Raw genomic sequence first — 19,741 nt, 5'->3', positions numbered from 1 at the left:
TTAGAAATATAAATGATTCTCCGATAGTATGTGTTATAGGATGTCCGAACTCCAGGATACCTATACTTCCGGCATCCTTTTCCTCCACTAACAAACTTTTAATGGAGTAGGCATTTCACCGGTGCACATAATACTTCCTGTGATCTTAAAATTCATCAGGAGGTGCTATATTATGGCACGTAATAACCGTACTGTCGTTCCGGAAAGCCGGGCAATGTTGAAACAGATGCAATATGAAATTGCAGCCGAGTTTGGGCTATATGCTACACCATCAGGATTAGGAGCAGATACAGAGTTCGCCTCCGAGCTTGGTTCGCTGGGCAGTATGGGAGCAGGAAGCAGCCAGTATCTTGGACATCTCACTTCCCGAGACAACGGTTCTGTTGGTGGGGAGATTACCAAGCGGCTTGTAAAGCAAGCCGAACAAGGTTTAATTCTATAGAAAATATAGATATAACGAGAAGAATATATAATATTTTACAAAATACCAACAATTTGCTCTGCACGATCTATATACGCCGTCGTCATCCTGCCTTTAATTGACACCATCCGGCAAATAAGATAAGATGACTTTTGAGGAAAGCCTAAAACCTTTTCCACATGGAAAAGGTTTATTTTTTGACAATACCCGGTAATGCGCTCTATTTACTTTAGTATTTTAAAAACTAGCGAATACGGAGCTTTTATACACAGGATTGGATTTTTATCATGTGGGAGGTTGTTGTACATGTCTATTCAAGGACGTCATTTGTTTACATCTGAGTCTGTAACAGAAGGTCATCCGGACAAAATTTGCGACCAGATATCTGATGCTGTGCTGGACGCATTTTTGGCCAACGATCCCAATGCCCGCGTAGCTTGTGAAGTTGCAGTCGCTACAGGGCTGGTTCTGGTTATCGGCGAAATCAGCACCAAGTCGGAATATGTAGATATTCCGGCGATTGTCCGCAATACGATTAAAGAAATTGGCTACACCCGGGCGAAGTACGGCTTTGACTACAATACTTGCGCCGTGCTCAGCTCTCTGAATGAGCAGTCAGCGGATATTGCCCAGGGCGTTAACGCTGCTCTGGAGAACCGTGATCCGGCCCAAGTCGCCGAAGAAACGGCAAATATCGGCGCAGGGGACCAAGGGTTAATGTTTGGTTTTGCAACCAACGAGACCCCGGAGTTAATGCCATTGCCAATCGCATTGTCCCATCGCATCGCACGACGCTTGTCTGAAGTCCGTAAGAATGGAACACTGGAGTACTTGCGGCCGGACGGCAAAACTCAGGTTACAATTGAATATTTGGATGAAAAGCCGGTACGGGTGGATACGATTGTCGTATCGACTCAGCATGCCGAAGAAGTAACGCTCGAGCAAATTCAAGCCGATATCAAAGAACAGGTTATTTTACCGGTAGTACCGGCGGAATTACTGGACGAGAATACGAAATACTTCATTAATCCGACAGGCCGTTTCGTTATCGGTGGACCGCAGGGCGATGCCGGACTGACAGGCCGCAAAATCATCGTCGATACATATGGTGGATATGCCCGTCATGGCGGGGGCGCGTTCTCGGGCAAGGATCCGACTAAGGTGGACCGTTCCGCTGCATATGCTGCGCGTTATGTAGCCAAGAACATCGTCGCTGCCGGCCTGGCTGACAAGTGTGAGATTCAGCTTGCTTATGCGATCGGGGTTGCCAATCCGGTTTCGATTAATGTCGATACATACGGCACGGGCAAGATCAGTGAAGAGAAACTGGTTGCCCTGATTAGCAATAATTTTGATCTTCGCCCTGCTGGTATTATATCGATGCTTGATCTGCGCAAACCAATTTACCGTCAAACTGCGGCCTACGGTCATTTTGGCCGGGACGATATTGATCTGCCATGGGAACGTGTGGATAAGGCCGAGCTGCTTAAAGCTCAGGCTGAACTGTAGAAATATTTTATTCGGACAAGCCTGCTGGTGGTGTCTCTTATTAATAAGAGCAACTGCCGGCGGGCTTTTTGCTGCATTCATCGACTCTTGAAAGCACTCCTTCTCTGAAACAGCATTTATACCAGGAAGCTCTACTAAACTTTGGCAGCTTGCAAGCCGAAATATATTATAACGAAGAACGATAGCCAGGTTTGAGAGGAGTCTATTTCCGCATGAAAAGAAAAGCATCATTATTGGTCGCACTTTTTTTATCTATAGAATTGATTCTGAGTGCGGCAGTTACACCGATTGGGAATTGGAACCGGGCGGCTTACGCTGCCGATGAGTTTGCAATTGGCACTTCGCCAGCAGCCGGGGAGAACAACGTGGATGTAGGAACGTCCATAAAGCTTTCTTTCAACAAGCAGGTGAAACCGCAAAATGGCAATATTACACTTACAGCAGCGGGAGCAAGCTCGCCATATCTGACAATCCCTGTTGGCACATCCGGTCTGATCAGCAGCTCCAGTGAGTTCGAATTGAAGCTGGGCACGGATAAACAGCTGGAGAATAACACTACATATACAGTGAATATTCCTCAGGGGTTATTTAAAGATAGCAACGGCACATTATCGGCAGCAACGAACTGGACGTTCACTACCAAGCCGAGCATTAATCCCGATATCCAGGCAAGCGATTATGCTCCGGCCTCCAATTCACGCGTAGATGCGGCAGCATTGACAGAGCTGAGCTTCAAGCTGAACCGTAAGCTGCAGATGGGCGGGGGTTCTGTCAGACTGTTATCTTCGGCGGATAACTCGCTAGTGCAGGAATTCAAGATTAGGAATGGAGAAGCCGGGGTGAATGTGCAGAGTACAGACGCCTCCTCAACGACCGTTAAGCTGACTTTATCCAATAAATTGACAGCTGGCGGGAATTACTATGTCCTGATTGACTCCTATGCTTTCAAGGATGAGTCCAACAAGACCTTCCGTGGTATTACAAGCGGCAATACATGGAGCTTCTCCACCAAAGGATCGGCCGTGACGATGAATGTAGCACCAGCGCCCGGAGCAACGAATGTGTCTCCAAAAGGAGATATTGTGCTCAGCTTCGACCGTCCGATGCTGCCTGCCGCCGGTGAGATTACCTTGGCTTGGGGTTCCGGAAGCACCCGAACGTTTAATGTGAACTCTTCAGCAGTAACGGGAGGGGGAACACGGACCCTTACAATTGATGTTGCCTCTGAAGCCAGTCCCTTGCAGGGCAACGCAGACTATAAGGTTACAATTCCGCAAGGGGCCTTCTACGATCAGGACGGCAACCTGTTTCCGGCATCAGGAGAATATAAGTGGAACTTCAGCACCTCATTCTTGACCGGATATGGCATCAGCTCTCTTACACCTGCGGACCGCAGTGAATCGGTAGGCATTAATGATCCCATTAAGATTACCTTAAGCAGGGCCTCAAGTTATAACGACAATGTTGCCAATGGAGTTGTCTTATATAGAAGTAACGGCACAGTTGTGGAATCCAGGTTGGAAGGACCAAGCACAGACCGTAAAGAGTTCACCATTATCCCGAAGAGCCCCTTGGATTACGATACTACCTATTATATTGATATTGCCCAAGGAGCATTTATTGAAGATGGAAATGACCAGAACCGTTTTACCGGCTTGAGCGGCAAAAGCTCCTGGAGCTTTCACACCGTCGCCTTTGATAAAACAGCGCCGGCGCTGGTTTCCGCACAGCTGGATAACAACCGGACGATACGGCTGAAGTACAATGAGGCCCTCAATTCCTCGGTGTCGCTGTTGTTCTCCAGCTTTGCGGTTACTGTAAATGATGAGAAGCGCCCTATAGAGAGTATATATATACAAGGAGACAGTGTTTTTATTACCCTTTCCACAGGGATTGCTGTCGGACAAATCATCAAAGTGGGATACTCGGGCGGCTTGCGCACCATTCAGGATTTGGCAGGGAATGCGGCTTCTACCTTCTCGGGACAGCAGGTGGCTAATAGCCTCCAGTCCTCTCTGCCAACCCCGAAGGATGGGACACTAAATGGCAAGACGCTGGTGTTGAATTTCAATGATACTCTTAAAGCAGCTTCTTCCAGTGCTTTCAGCCAGTTCTATGTTTACGCGAACGGTGTTTCGCTTGGTGTGAACAGTATCAGCTCCAGCGGAGGAACAGTTACACTGGGGTTAAATAATACAGCCTCGGCTGGGGACATCGTCCGTGTTACTTATTATGCGGGGAATTATCCGCTTCAGGATACGTATGGCCAGAATGTCGCCAATTTCAGCGATTTCTATGTGCGCAATACCAGCGATAACGCTGCACCTGTTCTTCAGGGAATCTCTGGTTCCGGTAACACGATTATTCTGACCTATAATGAAGGGCTGCTGAACAGCAGCCTGCCGCTGATCAGCCAGTTCTCCGTACTTGTGGGTAATTCGCCCAACTATGTTACGAATGTGTCTGTCAGCGGCAACCAAATCCTTCTCACCTTAGCCAGCACTCTGACGTCGGGAAGCGCGGTAACCGTATCCTACGTTCCAGGTACGCTGGGTATCAGCGATCTGAATGGAAACCGCGCGGCATACGTTAACTTGCAGGCGGTATCCGTATCGGGGAGTACCGGTACCGGCACCGGCACGAGCGTCAGCGGGATAAACTCGGTTAGCGTCTCCGGAGATGAATTGACCATTACCTTCAGCAATATTATGCAGGCGACCTCCACACTGTCAAACAGCCAGTTTGCGGTAAGAGTGAATGGAGCGACTGTTGGCGTACAGTCCTACTATTTCTCGGGGTACACGCTAAAATTGGTGCTGTCGGTGGTTGTTACAGCGGGTCAATCCGTTGATTTATCCTTTATGAACGGCTCGGGCAGAATTGTTGACCTGAACGGGAATATACTGGCGCCATTCTCCTCGCTGAGTGTGTATAACTCGGTAAGCTCTACCAGCAGTACAGGCCGCCCTTCATATCTGGGTACGCTGGCGGCAAGCGAGTTTGGCAGTGAATATTATCTGCTGAAGAGCGACTCCGCCACCTTGGCCGACGACCGGACCGTCTACAGCCAATCGGTCAAGCGGTATACACTTGCGGCTGACCGTTTACGAGCAAGTTATGAGTACCTGTATAAGCTGGGCGTCTATACACTGGCGTTCGAAGTGCCTTCGACAGAGGCAGGGGCCTATGTTGTACTGCCGCTTAAACCGCTGCTGGAAGCGGTCAACCGCAACAGCAAGGCGACATTTGTCCTTCGTTATGGAGATGTGCTGTACCGGGTGGCGCTGAATGACATCGACATGAGTACGTTGTCGGCTACAATGGTAGCGGACAGCAGTAATATCTCGCTGATTTTGCGGCTGGAGAAGGTTCCTTCCGGAACATTTACACCGCTTGAGCAGAAGCTGAAGGCGCAGGGACTGCAAGGTGTTACCAGTCTGGTGGATATCCGGCTAACCGCCGTATTGGGAAGCAATTTTAGCAGCAGCATTGCATTGAGTGTGCCGGCGGAAGTCGTCGTACGGACGACTTCGACCTTGACTGCCAGCCAGACTTCGATGGCCAGGCTGGACCTGACCTACAATGACGCGACGTACCTGCCGACTCAGATAGGATCTCAAGGGTCCTATACCGTAATTCGGGCGAAGCTGAAGGGGAACCAGGTTGTCGGCGTATTCCTGGGCATCCGCAGCTTTAACGACATGAGTGCTCATTGGGGTAAATCCACAGTTGAGATACTTTACGCCAAGAATATTATCGACAGCAGTTACAGCATCACCTTCAAGCCTGGACAGAGAATTACCCGTTCTGAATTCGCCGTGATGCTGAGCCGGGGCTTGGGACTGGTCGGAGACCGGCAGACGGCCCAGCAGTTCAGGGACGTACAGGGCTCTACTCAAATCGGAGACTATATTGGCGCGGCGGCTAAAGCGGGTATCATTACCGGAAATACTGATGGCACCTTCCGCCCTAATGAGAATATTACCCGTGAGCAACTGGCTATAATGATCATCCGCGCCATGGAGTATGCAGGGTATCCGATCACGCTGAACGGCAACACCTCAACAGCTCTGTCCGTATTTAAGGATAAGAATAAAATTCAGAATCAGAGTGCCGAATTTGTGGCAAAGGCCGTGCAGGAAGGCATCATATTGGGCATGACCAAAACCGAATTTCAGCCGCAGGGCAATGCGACGCGCGCTCAGGCGGCAACGATGCTGCAGCGTATGCTGGAGGCAATTCAATATTTGTAATGACCTCCGCGTGAAGGTCTGAACCGGCATCCAAGCAAAGGCCCCACATTGTGGGGCTTTTTTGTGTTGGCCGGAAAACAATTAAAATCTGCAAATCTAGTAAAAGTCGCAACTTTTCCCCATGAATTTAGTCTATTAAAGAGTGGCGGGAAAACAGGGTCTGTTCGTACGCGCTAATCGGCAGATGAAGGACGTATGCCTGAGTGGCGCGTTTTTGAATGGAAGAAAGCCTTCCTGCGAAAAAAAGAGATGGGAGAGTTACACTGAAAATGAAAGAAGTGTTCATGGAGAAGAAGAGCGGCGGACGGACAAAGGGCAAAAGCAGACCATCGGCCAAACGGTGGATCGCCGCGTCGCTCGCGGGAGTATTGTGGATCATGCCGGTAGTTGGAAGTGAAGGGTTGCCACAGCTATGGTCCGGTTCTTCGCCGGTGGCCGCGGCAGCGTCCGCCTTGAGTGTAACCAAGCTGGGAGAAGAGGTCATTACTTCCGGTGCCATTATGATGAAATATAAATATACAACCACCCGCTCCGGAAAAAGTGCGGCCGGACTGGCGGATGTCATCCGGGTGGACTTAAATAACCCCTACGTCTCGCTTGATGTGATGACCGGCAAAAACGGCAACTTGACGACACGCCAAAGCACAGGCGGTATGGCAGCAGAGACGGGCGCAGTTGCCGCGATCAACGGCGATTATTTCAATACAGGCGGCGAAGGCGCGCCTATCGGCGGGCAGGTCTCGGGAGGTGTGGTAGTGTCCACGCCGTCGCAGTTGGACGGAATGTACGCTTTTGCCGTAACTAAAGACCGTAAACCGATTATTGATGAATTTACTTTTGAGGGCATGGTAACGGCAGCCGACGGTGCCCAGTTCCCTCTCTCGGGGATCAACAAAGGCGCTTACAGTCCGGAAGGTGGAAGCTCTACTTACAGCCATGCGAATGCTGCCTATATCTACACTGATGCCTGGACGGCACTGGAACGGCCGAAAAACAGTTCGACGACGCCAACCGAGGTGCTGGTAGAGAACGGTGTCATCACCCAAATCTCGGCAGAGGGCATGGGTGGACTACCGATTGCTGTCCCTGAAGGTGCCTATATTTTACGCACCCACGGCTTAGCTGCGCAGTTTGTCAGAGGGCATCTGGCCGTAGGCCAGAACCTAAACACTGTTTACTCGCTTCGGTCCAAGACCACCCAGCAGCAGCTTGATCCGGCCAGCCTGCAGACGATGATCGGCGGACACACCATCCTGGTAAATAACGGAAAAGCGGCAACCTTCTCCCGTTCGACCTCCAGTATTGGCGGTTATCGTGCCCGTACAGCACTCGGCTATTCCGAGAACGGACAGTATGTGTACATGATTGCCGTACAGAAGAACGACAACAGCTCCGGGATGTCACTGACTGAACTGCAATCGTTTATGACGAGTATCGGCGTCTATAAGGGGATTAACCTGGACGGCGGAGGGTCTACCACGATGGTCGACCGGCCTCTGGCGGAGACCTCTACCACACTTACTTTTAATACCGAGTACGGGACAGAGCAACGCAGTATCGTCAATGGACTGGGAGTATATACGAATGCTCCGCAGGGGGAAGTCAAAGGAATTAAGATCAGCGGCAGCAATGTGCTCCTGATCGGACAATCGGTGAATTATTCATTAAAGGGCTATGATACGTATTATAATCCGATTGATCTGGCGACCGCGAATCCGGCCTGGGCATCCAGCGGCGGTGCGGTGACGGTGAGCGGGGGCGTGGCCACCGCAGTGAAAAAAGGAACAGCGACATTGACCGCAACCAGCGGGGCGGCCAGCGCTTCGACTACGGTAACGGTATTGGGCGGAGAGGATCTGAGCAGCTTGACTGCCGGATCGGCCACTGCACCACTGGTGGCGGGCGCATCGGTAGCTGTTCCTGTAACGGCTGTGACCAAGGGCGGAGCCACGATTACGGTTCCGAATTCGGCACTGAAGTGGGAATTCGTCGGCTTTAAGGGCAGTGTCGCCGATGGCCAATTGAAGGTGGAGTCGGTAAATGCCGGAGCGACTACCGGCTATGCAATCGCGCGGTATGACGGCTTCAGCACAGCAGTCGTGCTGTCTACGGCCGCAGCTACACCTTGGGAGAATTTCGAGAATGTAAGCTATCCGATTGCGTTTACGACCAATGCGGCAGGAGTAACGGGAACCGCAGCGGTTACTGCGGGAAATGCCGAACGGGCAGGCTCCAAGGTGTTGTCACTCAGCTATGACATGACGGCAGGCAGCGGCAAAATGTATGCTTATGCCCAGCTCAACGGAAGCGCCGGCAAGAGCATTCCGGCCGCCGCTACCTCGATGTCGCTTGATGTGATGGGCGATATGAGTCTGAACTGGCTGCGCGCCGAAGTGGTGGACGCAGGCGGTTCGACCGTATATATTGACCTGGCCAAGGTGATTGACTGGAACGGCTGGAAGAGCCTGAATATCGACTTGTCTGCATCGGGTATTAAATTCCCGGCAAGCTTGAAGCGGGTCTATGTAGTCAATGTCGAAGAAGGGCAGGATGAACGGGCCAAGACGGGTACAGTAGCCTTTGATAATATCTCCTTTGTAATGCCATCGCTCTCCAGCGAAGCGGGTCTTCCAACGGGGACGGCTTCGATGGTGATCGGAGCGAAAGCGATGACGGTCAACGGCACGAAGAAAGCGCTGGATGTAGCGCCGATCGTTAAGGAAGGTACCACTTATGTGCCGATCAAATATGTGCTGGATGCCTTTGGCGGCAGTGCTTCGTGGAACCAGACCACCAAAAAGATTATGGTGCTGCGCGGAGCCAAGGCGCTTGATCTGACTGTCAACCAGAAGGAGTTCGTATTGAACGGGAAGCGGCAAAGCGCTGAAGTAGCACCTTTAATCCTGCAAGGCAGGACTTTAGTACCGCTCCGCCTAGTCTCGGAGCAGCTTGGATTAACCGTAAATTGGGAACAGAAAACGAAGACCGTAACTATCGAATCGTGATATGTTAATATAAAGGCAAGCCTTTATAACGATCCGATAGAAATGGGGCAGCATCCGTGGAATTTCAAGCCGATGCGATAGATCGCGTCATAAAGAATACCATCGACGTGATGGAGAGCAGCAAGTATCAGATATTTGAAATATTGCAGGTTGCACGGGAAGAGCATGCTGCACTCCAGAAAGAACTGCAGCGGGTGATGGAAGAAACGGATGAAACGGTTCAAAAGGTGGACAAGCTGGAGCTGCAATATCATCGTTCCCGCATCCGGCTGACGGAAGTCAGCCGGGATTTTGTCCGTTATACGGAGAAAGATATTCGGGTTGCCTATGAAAAGGCGACGGAGCTGCAGCTGGAGCTGATGATGACGAGAGAGCGGGAGGCGTATTTGCGGAGCCGCAGGGATGAACTGCAGATGCGGGTGCGCAGTGTCGAAAATTCTGTGGTCCGGGCAGAGTCCATTGGTTCGCAAATGAGTGTTGTGCTCGAATATTTGTCGGGAGAATTAGGCGAAGTGTCGAAAATAGTCGAAAGCGCCAAAAATCGACAAATGATTGGGCTTAAAATTATCCTGGCCCAGGAAGAAGAGCGCAAGAGAATTGCCCGGGAAATTCATGACGGTCCTGCTCAAATGCTGGCGAATTTAGTCCTAAGGACGGAAATTGTAGAAAGAATGCTGGTGAAGCAGGAATTTGGCTTGGTACAGGACGAAGTAATAGATTTAAAAGGGCAGGTCCGAGGCAGTCTGGAAGAGATGCGCAAGGTTATTTTTAATCTCCGGCCGATGGCACTCGATGACCTGGGGTTAATCCCTACCCTCCGCAAGTATGTGCATGATTATGAGGAGAAGACGAAGATCCGCACTTCTTTTGAGACCAGAGGCAAGGAACACCGATTGACCTCGGCGATGGAGGCTGCTGTATACCGTCTCGTTCAGGAGGCGTTGTCGAATGCGGCCAAGCATGCGTATCCGAGTTATGTTCTGGTGGAGATTACCTATCAGGCCCAGCTGATTAAGATTGTCGTAAAGGATAATGGAGTAGGCTTTAATATTAAGAAGATCAGCGAACAGACCAACAGGGAAAGCTTCGGTCTGGTAGGGATGCGTGAGCGGGTCGAACTGCTTGAAGGAAGAATGGAAATTCAGTCAGCTGAGAATCAGGGCACAACAATCATAATCCATATTCCGACGAATGTGGAAGGGAAGGGAGTCATGTGATGGAGAATCAAAATACAGGAAAGTCGCCCATTAAAGTTCTTTTGGCCGATGATCATCAGTTGTTTCGTGAAGGGCTGAAGCGGATTTTAAATATGGAGGAGGATATCGAGGTCATTGGTGAGTGCGGTGACGGGATTCAGGTGCTGGAGTTCTGCAATGTCAACAAGCCGGATATCGTACTGATGGATATCAATATGCCGATTGAGAACGGTGTGGAAGCTACTCAGAAGCTGCGGGAGATGTTTCCGGACGTCAAAGTAATTATTCTGTCCATTCATGATGACGAGAGCTATGTATTCGAGACGCTGCGCAAAGGCGCCAACGGCTATCTGCTGAAGGACATGGAGGCCGAATCGCTGATCAATGCTATCCGGTCCGTCTGTGAAGGCCATGCCTTTATTCATCCGAAGGTGACAGGCAAGCTGATCAATCAGCTGCGCCGCATGACCTACCTCAATGAGACCGGCGCGATGGCCGAGACCAGCGTGAAGGAAGCAGGCGTCAAATTCGTGGCCGGCGATAACAATCCGCTGACCCGGCGCGAAGCTGAGGTTCTCCGGCTTATGGCTGAAGGCAAGAGCAACAAGATGATTGGTGAATATCTCTTTATCAGTGAAAAGACGGTTAAGAACCATGTCAGCAGCATTCTTCAAAAGATGGAGGTTGACGACCGGACGCAGGCCGTTATCAACTCGATCAAATATGGCTGGGTCACATTATAGCCGTTTAAGGTTCAGCCGGTTCTAGGGGTTATTCCCAGACCGGGGGCAAGGGTACATACGTTGTATCACATATTCAGCATATTAGCTGGTATTCGGGCCATGCACGAATCCATGGGCAGTCACGGACCTTTTGCTGCCGGCATATAGTGTCGGTATAAGAGGAGGTGCAACGCCATGGTCATCCAGCTGATATGGATTGCGGTTGTTTATGCATTTGCGGCCATGCTGGTCCACATTCTGCATAACCGGGAGCGTACCCGGCAGAAGCTCCGAATCGGCAAGGTGCTGCATTATATAATGATTACCCGCAATCATGAAGCCGTTGTGGAATGGTATATCCGGATGCTGCCTGTTCAGGCTTTCCTGACCGGCAAGCCTCTGTATGTAACCCTGATAGATGACGGTTCGGATGACCGGACCGTAACGGTGGCAGCAAGGCTGGCGCTGGACGGCGCGTCGGTGGATATCGCTCCCCTGGCGCTTATGCAAGACATAGGGGAGCAGCGCGCAGTCTGGGGTGAGCATGTTCTCGACTTGCGGACCGCAGGCGGTCCGGCTGTGATGCCGTTGATGAGAATGCCGGAAAGCGGGCGATTCGGATCCAAACGCGAACATTAACCGAATATCGATTTATATTTGAGTGAAGCACACTCTCCGGCACGAAACGTGGAGAAGTGTGCTTTTTTGTGTTGGAAATGGGAGGGAGGGCAGAAGGGACGGTCATCAAAGCTGAGAAGGTTGCACAGGTATGTATACAATACTCTTCAATTAGCGCACGGAGTTTTGCTTATAGGAGCGAAATTAAGGATTGTTCAGGGAAGTGCAGAACTTCATAACAGTGGCTGACCAATAATTTAACAGTCGTGGTTATAGGCATGGCGCTTTTGTGGTGAATCTGCTGAATGTTTTAAAAATACTATTCTGCCGGAGGAGATACAGCAATGAAAGTAACCCTATATGCTGTAAGGCTGCAGGAACGCTGGGAACTGTGGATTTCACTGGATTTACAGGTAGACATGCTATGGTGGAGCGGAGCGGGGGCCGGTGTCGGAAACAGCATTATTGCTGAGCAGTTGGTGGTGTTATCCCCTAGCCTTCCACTGGGCTGGGCAGTAAAGCTAAGAGATAGCTGGAAGCAGGCTGTGGCTATGGAGTCATGGAGCTCTTTGCACTGGCGTAGCTATGCGGCAGCGGCTTTAAAGGCAGAACTTAAGCAGGAACAGAGGGGTGGAGGAACCCTGGAATGGCTGCCATTGCAGGCGGTCCGGCGCTATGAGCGCAGAGGAAACGGCTGGGCTGTGAATGAGACACAGCCCTGTGAGATTACAAATGTAAGCGAGGTGGCAGTGGAGACGGTAGCCGGGCCTGGGGCGGCATGGCTGGCAGGATTGGATGAGGCCGCCCGGCAATTGGCCGCTGCGCTGGAGGGACGCTCGCTCCTCCAGCCGGAAGTGGAGGCGCTGATTGAGGAGCGCCTCCCGGGCCTGGCCGGCCAATGGCAGGCGGCCGCCCAGCTGGCCCAGCTGCAGGGCCGCCTTGTACTGACGGCGGCCCTCGCCTGTGGGGAGCGCGCTGCGCCGCTCCGCCTGCCCTGGCGCGGCGCCAGCAGCCGCCGCGCCCTACCGCGCTGCCTGCGCTGCGGCAGCGCGGCCACCGGCGCCGCGGCATGCGCCGCGTGCGGCCTGGCGGGCTGCGCCTACTGCGAGGCTTGCCTCGCACTCGGGCGCAGCCGCTCCTGCGCGCTGCTGGTCCGCAGCGCGCCCCGGCCTGCCGTGCGCTGCACGGCAGGCGACGGCACCGCCGCCGGCTTGCAGCGGCGGTGGGGGCTTGGTGCGGCGCAGGCGGCGGCCGCCGCTGCCGCGCTGGGGGTGCTGGCGGAGCGGCGCGGGCGCTCCGCAGACAGCCGCCCGGAGCGGTTCCTGCTCTGGGCGGTAACGGGAGCGGGGAAGACGGAGATCACCTTCCCGCTCCTGGAGGCAGCGCTCGCAGCCGGCGGCCGGGCGCTGGTTGCGACGCCGCGGCGCGACGTCGTGCTGGAGCTGGCGCCGCGCATCGCGCGGGCGTTCCCGGCGGCGAATCTCGCCGTGCTGTACGGGGGGAGCCCGGGGCGCTGGGACCGGGCAGATATTACGCTGGCTACAACGCACCAGCTGCTGCGGTTTCACCAGGGGTTCGACCTGGTGATAATAGATGAGCTTGATGCATTCCCTTTTCACAACGATCCAATGCTGGCGTTTGCGGCCGAGCAGGCTTGTAAGCCTGGCGGGAGCTTTATTTACCTCTCCGCCACTCCGCCCTCAGACATGCAGCGGCAGACTGCTGCGGGCAGACTCCGGCATGCCAAAGTACCGGTTCGTTTCCATGGGCATCCCTTGCCGCTGCCAACGCGTCTTCGTGCGGAAGCTGTACATCATATGCTCAAGCGGGGCAGATTGCCCAAAGCTCTGCTTCAGGAATTGAAACACTCCATGGAGCGAAGCGCGCAGATTTTTCTTTTTGTATCGCGCATTGTACATATCGATCCGCTGCTTAACTTGCTCAGGCGACAGCTTCCCGGAGCCGTAATCGAGGGGACTTCCTCCAAGGACCCGCTCCGCGCGGAGAAGGTAGCGGCATTCCGGGAACGGCGGATCACTCTCCTAATTACAACGACCATTCTGGAGCGGGGGGTGACGGTAGCGCGCAGTGACGTATTTATCCTGGATGCGGACAGCAGCCTGTTCGACGAGGCGGCGCTGGTGCAGATGGCGGGCCGTGCCGGACGTTCCAAGGAGGACCCGGCAGGCCGGGTGTTTATGGTCTCACCTGAGCAGAACCGGGCGCAGCGAAGGGCAGTTGCTCAAATCCGGGCCATGAATGACGCTGCCCGCAAGCAAGGTTATTTGCAGAAGGAGAAACGATGAGAGTCGAATGGAGTAACTGGCTAAGTGCCGCTAAAATGCTGCTTGCCCCCGCCCACCCGGTATGCCTGTTCTGCGGGAAGGCGCACGCACCCTCTGCGCAGACTCCGGGAATATGTCTGGCTTGTGAATCGGCTATTCCCTGGATCAAGGCTCCGCGCTGCCGGACATGCGGGCGTCCGGTGGGTTGTCCCGATTGCAGCCGCAGCCGCCAACCGGGCCCCTTGCTGTATAACCGCAGCGCGGTGAGCTATACATCGGAGATGCGCGAGATACTGGGCCAATATAAATACCGTGGCAACGAGCGGCTTGCCCAGGTGCTGGGGCTCATGCTGGACCGGGCCTACAACGCCATGCAGGAAGCGATGGAGAACGGCAGCGTAAGCCGGTGGAGTTACACAGCTAACCAGAATGCTGTCTTAGAAGCAGATTCCGGACTAATTATGGGAGCTGCATCTCCTCACAAAATCTGGTCCTCTCTGCTTCCCCGCAAACGGACAGACCGCTGGCAGGCCGATTTGCTTGTCCCGGTTCCGGTCAGCAGTACCCGTCTGGCCGAACGGGGCTTCAACCAGGCAGGGCAGCTGGCGGCGGTGCTCGCCGCGCGGCGGGGAATTCTCCAGCTTCCGCTGCTTGTCCGTACACAGCATACCGCCAAACAGAGCTTCAAGAGCCGGGCGGAGCGGCTCGCTGATATGAAGCATGCTTTTGCCGCCAGTACCGATTCGGCATTACAGGGACAATTTGCCTCCTTGCTGCGCAACTCCCTTGACTCCGGCCGTCCGCTGCGGATTGTCATTGTCGACGATATCTATACTACCGGCAGTACACTGAGGGCATGTGCCGAGGCATTGATCCGCCAGCCGGGCGGAAGCTTAGAGGGTAAAGTTGAAATATGCAGCCTGACCTGGGCGCGATCCTAGAGCATTTTTGCCGGGGAATTATGGTGCTGGGACCTTGGCTGATGCAGATTTGGAGTTGCGACAGTCCTGATACAGGAAAAATTATCAATTCAAATGATATCCATTAAAATAATCCAGGGCTCTAGCCGATAGTAATCGTAGACTAAGTTTTTGAAATCAGTTAATCTTAGCATAAGGATTTTATACCTTGTACACAATGTATTGAAGGGAGCCGCTATTGAAATGAATGTAGACAATTGCCCTAGATGCGGCCGGTTATTTGTCAAGAACCCCTCGGATATGTGCCAGCCCTGTCTCAAGGAGCTGGAGCACCAATACGAAATCTGTGTGGAATACCTCCGCAAGAACAGAGGAACCAATATTCAGGAGCTGTCCGATGTTACGGAGATTCCAATCAAGGAAATTACGCGGTTCATCCGCGAAGGACGGATTTCGATTGCCAATGCCCCTAATATGATGGTTCCCTGTGAAGTCTGCGGAACTTTGATCAGAGAAGGACATATGTGCGACAGCTGCCGGAGCCGCCTGAGCAAAGACATCAATCAGATTAAGCAAACCATGGAGAGCGCGAGTACTCCTAAGCCTACAGAAGCAGCATATCGTGCGGTTGACAAATTCCGGAAACAATAATTTCGCAAAATAACGCTTGCAACTATTAAGAATGTTTCAGCGATTGCCGATAAACTTAGTAAAGATTATCGGTATTTTTATTTATTCAGAAGGAAGGTGAAGTTGTGAAGATTAACGAGAGCGGACGAATTAACGCCATCAATCCATACCAGCGCACCGCTGAAACGCAGAAGCAGGACCAGATCAAGAAGAGCATGCGCACCGACGAGGTGTCCATTTCAAGTGAAGCGATGAAGCTTCTGGAAGCCCAGAACAGCGGTAAAGTGGATACAGAACGCGCGCAAAGAATTGAAAGCTTGAAGCAACAAGTCTCCGCAGGTACCTATCAAGTAGACGCAGCCAAACTCGCAGAGAAACTCGCCCCTTACTTTAAGCAATCCTCCGAGAATTAGGTGATCCCATCCATGCCATTGACAACTTTGATTGAATCGCTTGAACGGCTGGACGAGGCTCATCTCCGGATGCTCGATCTGGCCGCCGTCAAGAAACAGACGATAATGGACAACAAGGTTAACGGCCTGATCGACATCATGAATCAAGAGTCGAAGCTGATGAAGCAAATTGGCATACTTGAGGAAGCACGGTCAGAGGCGGCTTATGCCTATATTCAGTCTGTAGGCATCCGTTCCAATCTACAGCTTAATCTGACCGAGCTTACCCGTCTTGTATTTGACCCTGAAGACAAAATGCGGCTGCAGCACATTCAGCAGAAGCTATCAGACACCTTGCACCGCTTGAAGCATGCGAATGATCTGAACCAGAAGCTGATTGAGCAGTCGCTTTCATTTATAGACTATTCCCTGGATTTGCTGGTCGGCAGACCCAACCAGGAGTTTACGTATCACCATCCGTCCGATAAGAGCAGCGGCAGCGCGCGGCCGGGGATTTTTGACGCCCGCGGATAACACTGTCCTTAAGGCAGAAAGTATTGCCGGGTCCAAGACAAGGGAGGAACTACCAGCATGACATCCACATTTCATTCAATCGAGACGGCCAGACGGAGCTTGTTCACCCAGACCGCGGCACTGAATACAACCGGCCATAACATCGCCAATGCCAACACGGAAGGGTACAGCCGCCAACGCGTCAATATGACTGCTTCCATTCCTATTGAAGCCTACGGCCTCAATAACTCGACAGTTCCCGGCCAGTTGGGTACCGGCGTAGAATTCGGTTCGATTGACCGTATCCGTGAGACGTTCCTGGACGACCAGTACCGCGGTGAGAATGCCTCGCTCGGCAGTTGGTCCATCCAGTCCGATACACTCGACAAGCTGGAAGCCATCTTTAACGAGCCTTCGGATACCGGGCTTAATACAGTTCTGGATAACTTCTGGAAAGCATGGTCGGATCTCAGTAAGAACCCGGAGGATAGCACTTCACGGAAGATTGTCGCCCAGACTACCCAGTCCTTAACTGATGCCTTGAATTATATGAGCAAGCAGCTCGATAGCCTGGATAAGGATCTATCCTCCAATGTTGCCGTTAAAGCGACTGAAATCCAAGGATATTTGTCCTCAATTACCGACCTTAATGCGTCAATCTTCAAGATTGAGAGCATGGGAGACCGCGCTAATGATCTTCGTGACCAACGTGATCTGTTGACAGACAAGTTATCCAAAATTATGAATATCAGTGTTGTCGATACGGATTACGGATACAGCATTTCTATGGGTGGACAAGCCTTGGTCACTCCTAATGGGCCGCCGGCTACCATCGACAGTGCATTCCTTAACGCTGCTTTTGCCTCCGGTGATTTGAAGTCGGGCGAAGTGCATGGAATGATTTCTTCCCAGCAGAAATATGTGGCCGATTATAAGGGGCAACTCGACAATATTGCCAACACAATCGCCAATGGTGAAATTGAGGTTACTCTGCCTAGAGGATCGGTCCTGCCCGAAGGGACGGTTCTGAGCACTGAAGCAACAGTAACTAATGCTGATGGCTCGACTTCCACCATTTCGGCTGGAAGTGCCTTTCCCAAGGGTGCTGCGCTTAGTGCGGATGTTAAAGCAACTGTGGCAGGGCTTAACGGACTCCATCAATTGGGGTACACCATGGATGGAACGATTAATCCCGGTAAACCTCTGTTCACTATCAATGGAGACGGAACTCAGATCACTGCAGGTAATATTATGCTCAATCCTCTGATTGCCGCCGACAGCAGCCTGCTTGCAACTTCATTGCGGACATCGGGAACTGGTGATGCAGAAGCAGTAGTCAAGGGGAATAATACGATTGCGTTATTGCTCGCCAATCAGCAAATCGGCACGTTCACCTCTCCGACTACCGGAATCAAGGGGACGGCAGGAGCCTTTTATAAGACGTTGGTAGGGCAGCTTGGGATCCAGTCCCAAGAAGCTACCCGCCAAACGGAAAATTCGGATTATCTGGTACAGCAGGTCAATGCCCGCCGTCAATCTGTAAGCGGGGTTTCCCTGGATGAAGAAATGTCGAATATGCTTGTGTTCCAGCATGCTTATAGTGCCGCTGCCCGTTTTATGACGACGTATGACGAAATGCTGGATAAATTAATTAATTCCACCGGTACCGTGGGCAGATAGGAGGAGGCTTAAGAGATGTTAAGAGTAACTTCAAACATGATGAATTCACAGCTGCTGCTTAATCTTAACCGGAACGCGCGTACGATGAACGAAACGCAAATTCAGCTTGCTACCGGACGTAAGCTCAACAAGCCTTCCGATGATCCTGTAGGTATTACCTATTCTTTGCGCTACCGTGCTGAATTGTCGGCGAATGAACAGTATCAGGAGAACGTGGATGATGCGACTTCATGGTTGGAATTTAATGATACGATCTTGACGCAGACTGGGGCTGTAGTACAGCGTTTGCGTGAAATCTCTGTAACCGGGGCCAACGGATCTAATCCTCAAGAGGCACTCAATAGTATTAATGCCGAGGTTAAACAATTGAAGGAACAGCTGGTTGATATCGCCAATAGCCAGTTCAAAGGTAAATATATCTTTAATGGCCAGGCTTATATGGATAAGCCATACCAGTTTGAGACAGGTGAAGACGGTAATGTGGATTTGTCCAAGGCTTCATCAATTAAGACAGACGACGGCCTGCTGTATTATACGGTGGGGGACAGCGTACAGCTGCCGATTAATATTACAGGTAACTCGGTATTCGGCGGTGAGGACAGCGATAATATATTTGCTGTGATTGACAAGATTTCAGAGGCCCTGGCCAATGGTAATACAGCAGATATCTCCAGCGAGCTGGGTAACATTGATACACGGTACGATAAAATCCTGGCAGTGCAAGCGGATATCGGGGCTAAGTCCAACCGGGTAGAGTTGATGAAGAACCGGTTAAGCGATCTAGGGGTCAACATCACCGACCTGCAATCCAAGACAGAAGATGGCGATTATGCCGAACTGCTGACACAGTCCAAGATTCAAGAGAATATTTATAACGCCTCGTTGTCCGTCGGCGGCAAAATCATTCAGAACACATTGATTGATTTCATCCGATAAACGGGGAAGGTGATACGCATTGAAAGTCGAAGTGCAGTATTCTCAGACCCGGGCATTAATCGGCATTGACACAACGCCCGGCAAATTGGAGATGAGCCAACCCAAAGCTGATCTGCAGATCACGACGACGCCTGGAAAATGGAATATTCATCAGGCTCCTGCCGAGGTTATCATAGACCAGTCCAAAGCCCGCGCGGTGTATACGGGCGGAACTTATCCGGAAATGAGCCAGCGGATTTATTCCGGAGTGGAACAAATGTGGCTGCAGGCCATTGCTAAACGGATGGAGCAGGGAGAGCGGATGGCCAACTTCCATAAGCCAGGCAATACGATTGCTGAAGTGTATGGAACGGACTGGCAGCCGGTTTCGTATCCAGAGATTCGGGAGACCCCTTCCTATGATAATGTAGATATCCATGTTACACCGTCGCCGGTGCAAATGGAGTACACAAAGGGTGAGGTGCATTTCCAGGCGGAGTCTCACTTGCCCGAATACCGGTATTCACCGGCATCGGTTGAAATTTATATGCGGCAAAAGCCTTCGCTGAGCTTTACGCCGCAAGTGATTGATACTCAAGTATAGTAACTATAAGCTAAGGCTATAGATGGGTTTGAACCGTCTATAGCCTTTTTAATAACTAAATTTAAGATACAAGGAGTG

At 51.9% G+C, this 19,741-nt stretch carries 15 protein-coding genes; all 15 read left to right on the top strand.

Going from position 1 to position 19,741, the window contains the following annotated elements:
- Positions 1–172: 172 nt before the first annotated feature.
- The 15 genes from F1379_RS13730 to F1379_RS13660 all read left to right on the top strand — a co-directional run bounded on the left by F1379_RS13730 (position 173) and on the right by F1379_RS13660 (position 19,663).
- Positions 173–442 carry an alpha/beta-type small acid-soluble spore protein gene (locus F1379_RS13730; protein ID WP_150270542.1) on the top strand — a complete coding sequence of 90 codons (270 nt, stop codon included), beginning with the start codon at positions 173–175 and terminating at the stop codon, positions 440–442.
- A 285-nt stretch (positions 443–727) separates the two neighbouring features.
- Positions 728–1,930 carry a methionine adenosyltransferase gene (gene metK, locus F1379_RS13725; RefSeq protein WP_150270540.1) on the top strand — a complete coding sequence of 401 codons (1,203 nt, stop codon included), beginning with the start codon at positions 728–730 and terminating at the stop codon, positions 1,928–1,930.
- Positions 1,931–2,142: 212 nt separating this feature from the next.
- Positions 2,143–6,183 (top strand): Ig-like domain-containing protein, encoded by a 4,041-nt coding sequence (locus tag F1379_RS13720; RefSeq protein WP_150270538.1) that lies wholly within the window; start codon positions 2,143–2,145, stop codon positions 6,181–6,183.
- A 269-nt stretch (positions 6,184–6,452) separates the two neighbouring features.
- Positions 6,453–9,188 carry a stalk domain-containing protein gene (locus F1379_RS13715; RefSeq protein ID WP_150270536.1) on the top strand — a complete coding sequence of 912 codons (2,736 nt, stop codon included), beginning with the start codon at positions 6,453–6,455 and terminating at the stop codon, positions 9,186–9,188.
- A 56-nt stretch (positions 9,189–9,244) separates the two neighbouring features.
- Positions 9,245–10,405, top strand: coding sequence for a sensor histidine kinase (locus F1379_RS13710; RefSeq protein ID WP_150270534.1), 1,161 nt, complete (start codon positions 9,245–9,247; stop codon positions 10,403–10,405).
- Positions 10,405–11,127, top strand: coding sequence for a response regulator (locus F1379_RS13705; RefSeq protein ID WP_150270532.1), 723 nt, complete (start codon positions 10,405–10,407; stop codon positions 11,125–11,127). The genes F1379_RS13710 and F1379_RS13705 overlap by 1 nt, the downstream gene beginning before the upstream one ends.
- A gap of 174 nt (positions 11,128–11,301) precedes the next feature.
- On the top strand, positions 11,302–11,745 hold the full coding sequence (locus tag F1379_RS13700) for a glycosyltransferase family A protein (protein WP_150270530.1): 444 nt from the start codon (positions 11,302–11,304) through the stop codon (positions 11,743–11,745).
- Positions 11,746–12,068: 323 nt separating this feature from the next.
- Positions 12,069–14,030 carry a helicase-related protein gene (locus F1379_RS13695; RefSeq protein WP_150270527.1) on the top strand — a complete coding sequence of 654 codons (1,962 nt, stop codon included), beginning with the start codon at positions 12,069–12,071 and terminating at the stop codon, positions 14,028–14,030.
- Positions 14,027–14,950, top strand: coding sequence for a ComF family protein (locus tag F1379_RS13690; RefSeq protein ID WP_150270525.1), 924 nt, complete (start codon positions 14,027–14,029; stop codon positions 14,948–14,950). The genes F1379_RS13695 and F1379_RS13690 overlap by 4 nt, the downstream gene beginning before the upstream one ends.
- A gap of 222 nt (positions 14,951–15,172) precedes the next feature.
- Positions 15,173–15,580 (top strand): flagellar protein, encoded by a 408-nt coding sequence (locus tag F1379_RS13685; protein ID WP_150270523.1) that lies wholly within the window; start codon positions 15,173–15,175, stop codon positions 15,578–15,580.
- A 104-nt stretch (positions 15,581–15,684) separates the two neighbouring features.
- A complete protein-coding gene (gene flgM / locus F1379_RS13680; RefSeq protein WP_150270521.1) occupies positions 15,685–15,972 on the top strand; it encodes a flagellar biosynthesis anti-sigma factor FlgM in 288 nt (95 codons plus the stop codon).
- A gap of 12 nt (positions 15,973–15,984) precedes the next feature.
- The gene (locus tag F1379_RS13675) at positions 15,985–16,485 is read left to right on the top strand and encodes a flagellar protein FlgN (protein ID WP_150270519.1); all 501 of its coding nucleotides are present in this window, start codon (positions 15,985–15,987) and stop codon (positions 16,483–16,485) included.
- Positions 16,486–16,542: 57 nt separating this feature from the next.
- Complete coding sequence (gene flgK / locus F1379_RS13670; protein WP_150270517.1) at positions 16,543–18,144, top strand: flagellar hook-associated protein FlgK; 1,602 nt, start codon at positions 16,543–16,545, stop codon at positions 18,142–18,144.
- Positions 18,145–18,159: 15 nt separating this feature from the next.
- A complete protein-coding gene (flgL, locus tag F1379_RS13665) occupies positions 18,160–19,080 on the top strand; it encodes a flagellar hook-associated protein FlgL (protein ID WP_150270515.1) in 921 nt (306 codons plus the stop codon).
- Positions 19,081–19,099: 19 nt separating this feature from the next.
- Complete coding sequence (locus F1379_RS13660) at positions 19,100–19,663, top strand: DUF6470 family protein (RefSeq protein WP_150270513.1); 564 nt, start codon at positions 19,100–19,102, stop codon at positions 19,661–19,663.
- The last annotated feature ends 78 nt before the right edge of the window (positions 19,664–19,741 follow it).

The organism is Paenibacillus tepidiphilus, assembly GCF_008635795.1.
GTDB classification, from domain to species: Bacteria; Bacillota; Bacilli; order Paenibacillales; family Paenibacillaceae; genus Paenibacillus_AQ; species Paenibacillus_AQ tepidiphilus.
The sequence above is the reverse complement of the archived record's forward strand: the minus strand, read 5'-3'. Positions and strand labels throughout refer to the sequence as shown.

Bases quoted from the DNA above. Each gene is read 5' to 3' on its own strand.
- F1379_RS13730 (WP_150270542.1), top strand. From the start codon at position 173: ATGGCACGTAATAACCGTACTGTCGTTCCGGAAAGCCGGGCAATGTTG.
- metK (WP_150270540.1), top strand. From the start codon at position 728: ATGTCTATTCAAGGACGTCATTTGTTTACATCTGAGTCTGTAACAGAA.
- F1379_RS13720 (WP_150270538.1), top strand. From the start codon at position 2,143: ATGAAAAGAAAAGCATCATTATTGGTCGCACTTTTTTTATCTATAGAA.
- F1379_RS13715 (WP_150270536.1), top strand. From the start codon at position 6,453: ATGAAAGAAGTGTTCATGGAGAAGAAGAGCGGCGGACGGACAAAGGGC.
- F1379_RS13705 (WP_150270532.1), top strand. From the start codon at position 10,405: ATGGAGAATCAAAATACAGGAAAGTCGCCCATTAAAGTTCTTTTGGCC.
- F1379_RS13700 (WP_150270530.1), top strand. From the start codon at position 11,302: ATGGTCATCCAGCTGATATGGATTGCGGTTGTTTATGCATTTGCGGCC.
- F1379_RS13695 (WP_150270527.1), top strand. From the start codon at position 12,069: ATGAAAGTAACCCTATATGCTGTAAGGCTGCAGGAACGCTGGGAACTG.
- F1379_RS13690 (WP_150270525.1), top strand. From the start codon at position 14,027: ATGAGAGTCGAATGGAGTAACTGGCTAAGTGCCGCTAAAATGCTGCTT.
- F1379_RS13685 (WP_150270523.1), top strand. From the start codon at position 15,173: ATGAATGTAGACAATTGCCCTAGATGCGGCCGGTTATTTGTCAAGAAC.
- F1379_RS13675 (WP_150270519.1), top strand. From the start codon at position 15,985: ATGCCATTGACAACTTTGATTGAATCGCTTGAACGGCTGGACGAGGCT.
- flgK (WP_150270517.1), top strand. From the start codon at position 16,543: ATGACATCCACATTTCATTCAATCGAGACGGCCAGACGGAGCTTGTTC.
- flgL (WP_150270515.1), top strand. From the start codon at position 18,160: ATGTTAAGAGTAACTTCAAACATGATGAATTCACAGCTGCTGCTTAAT.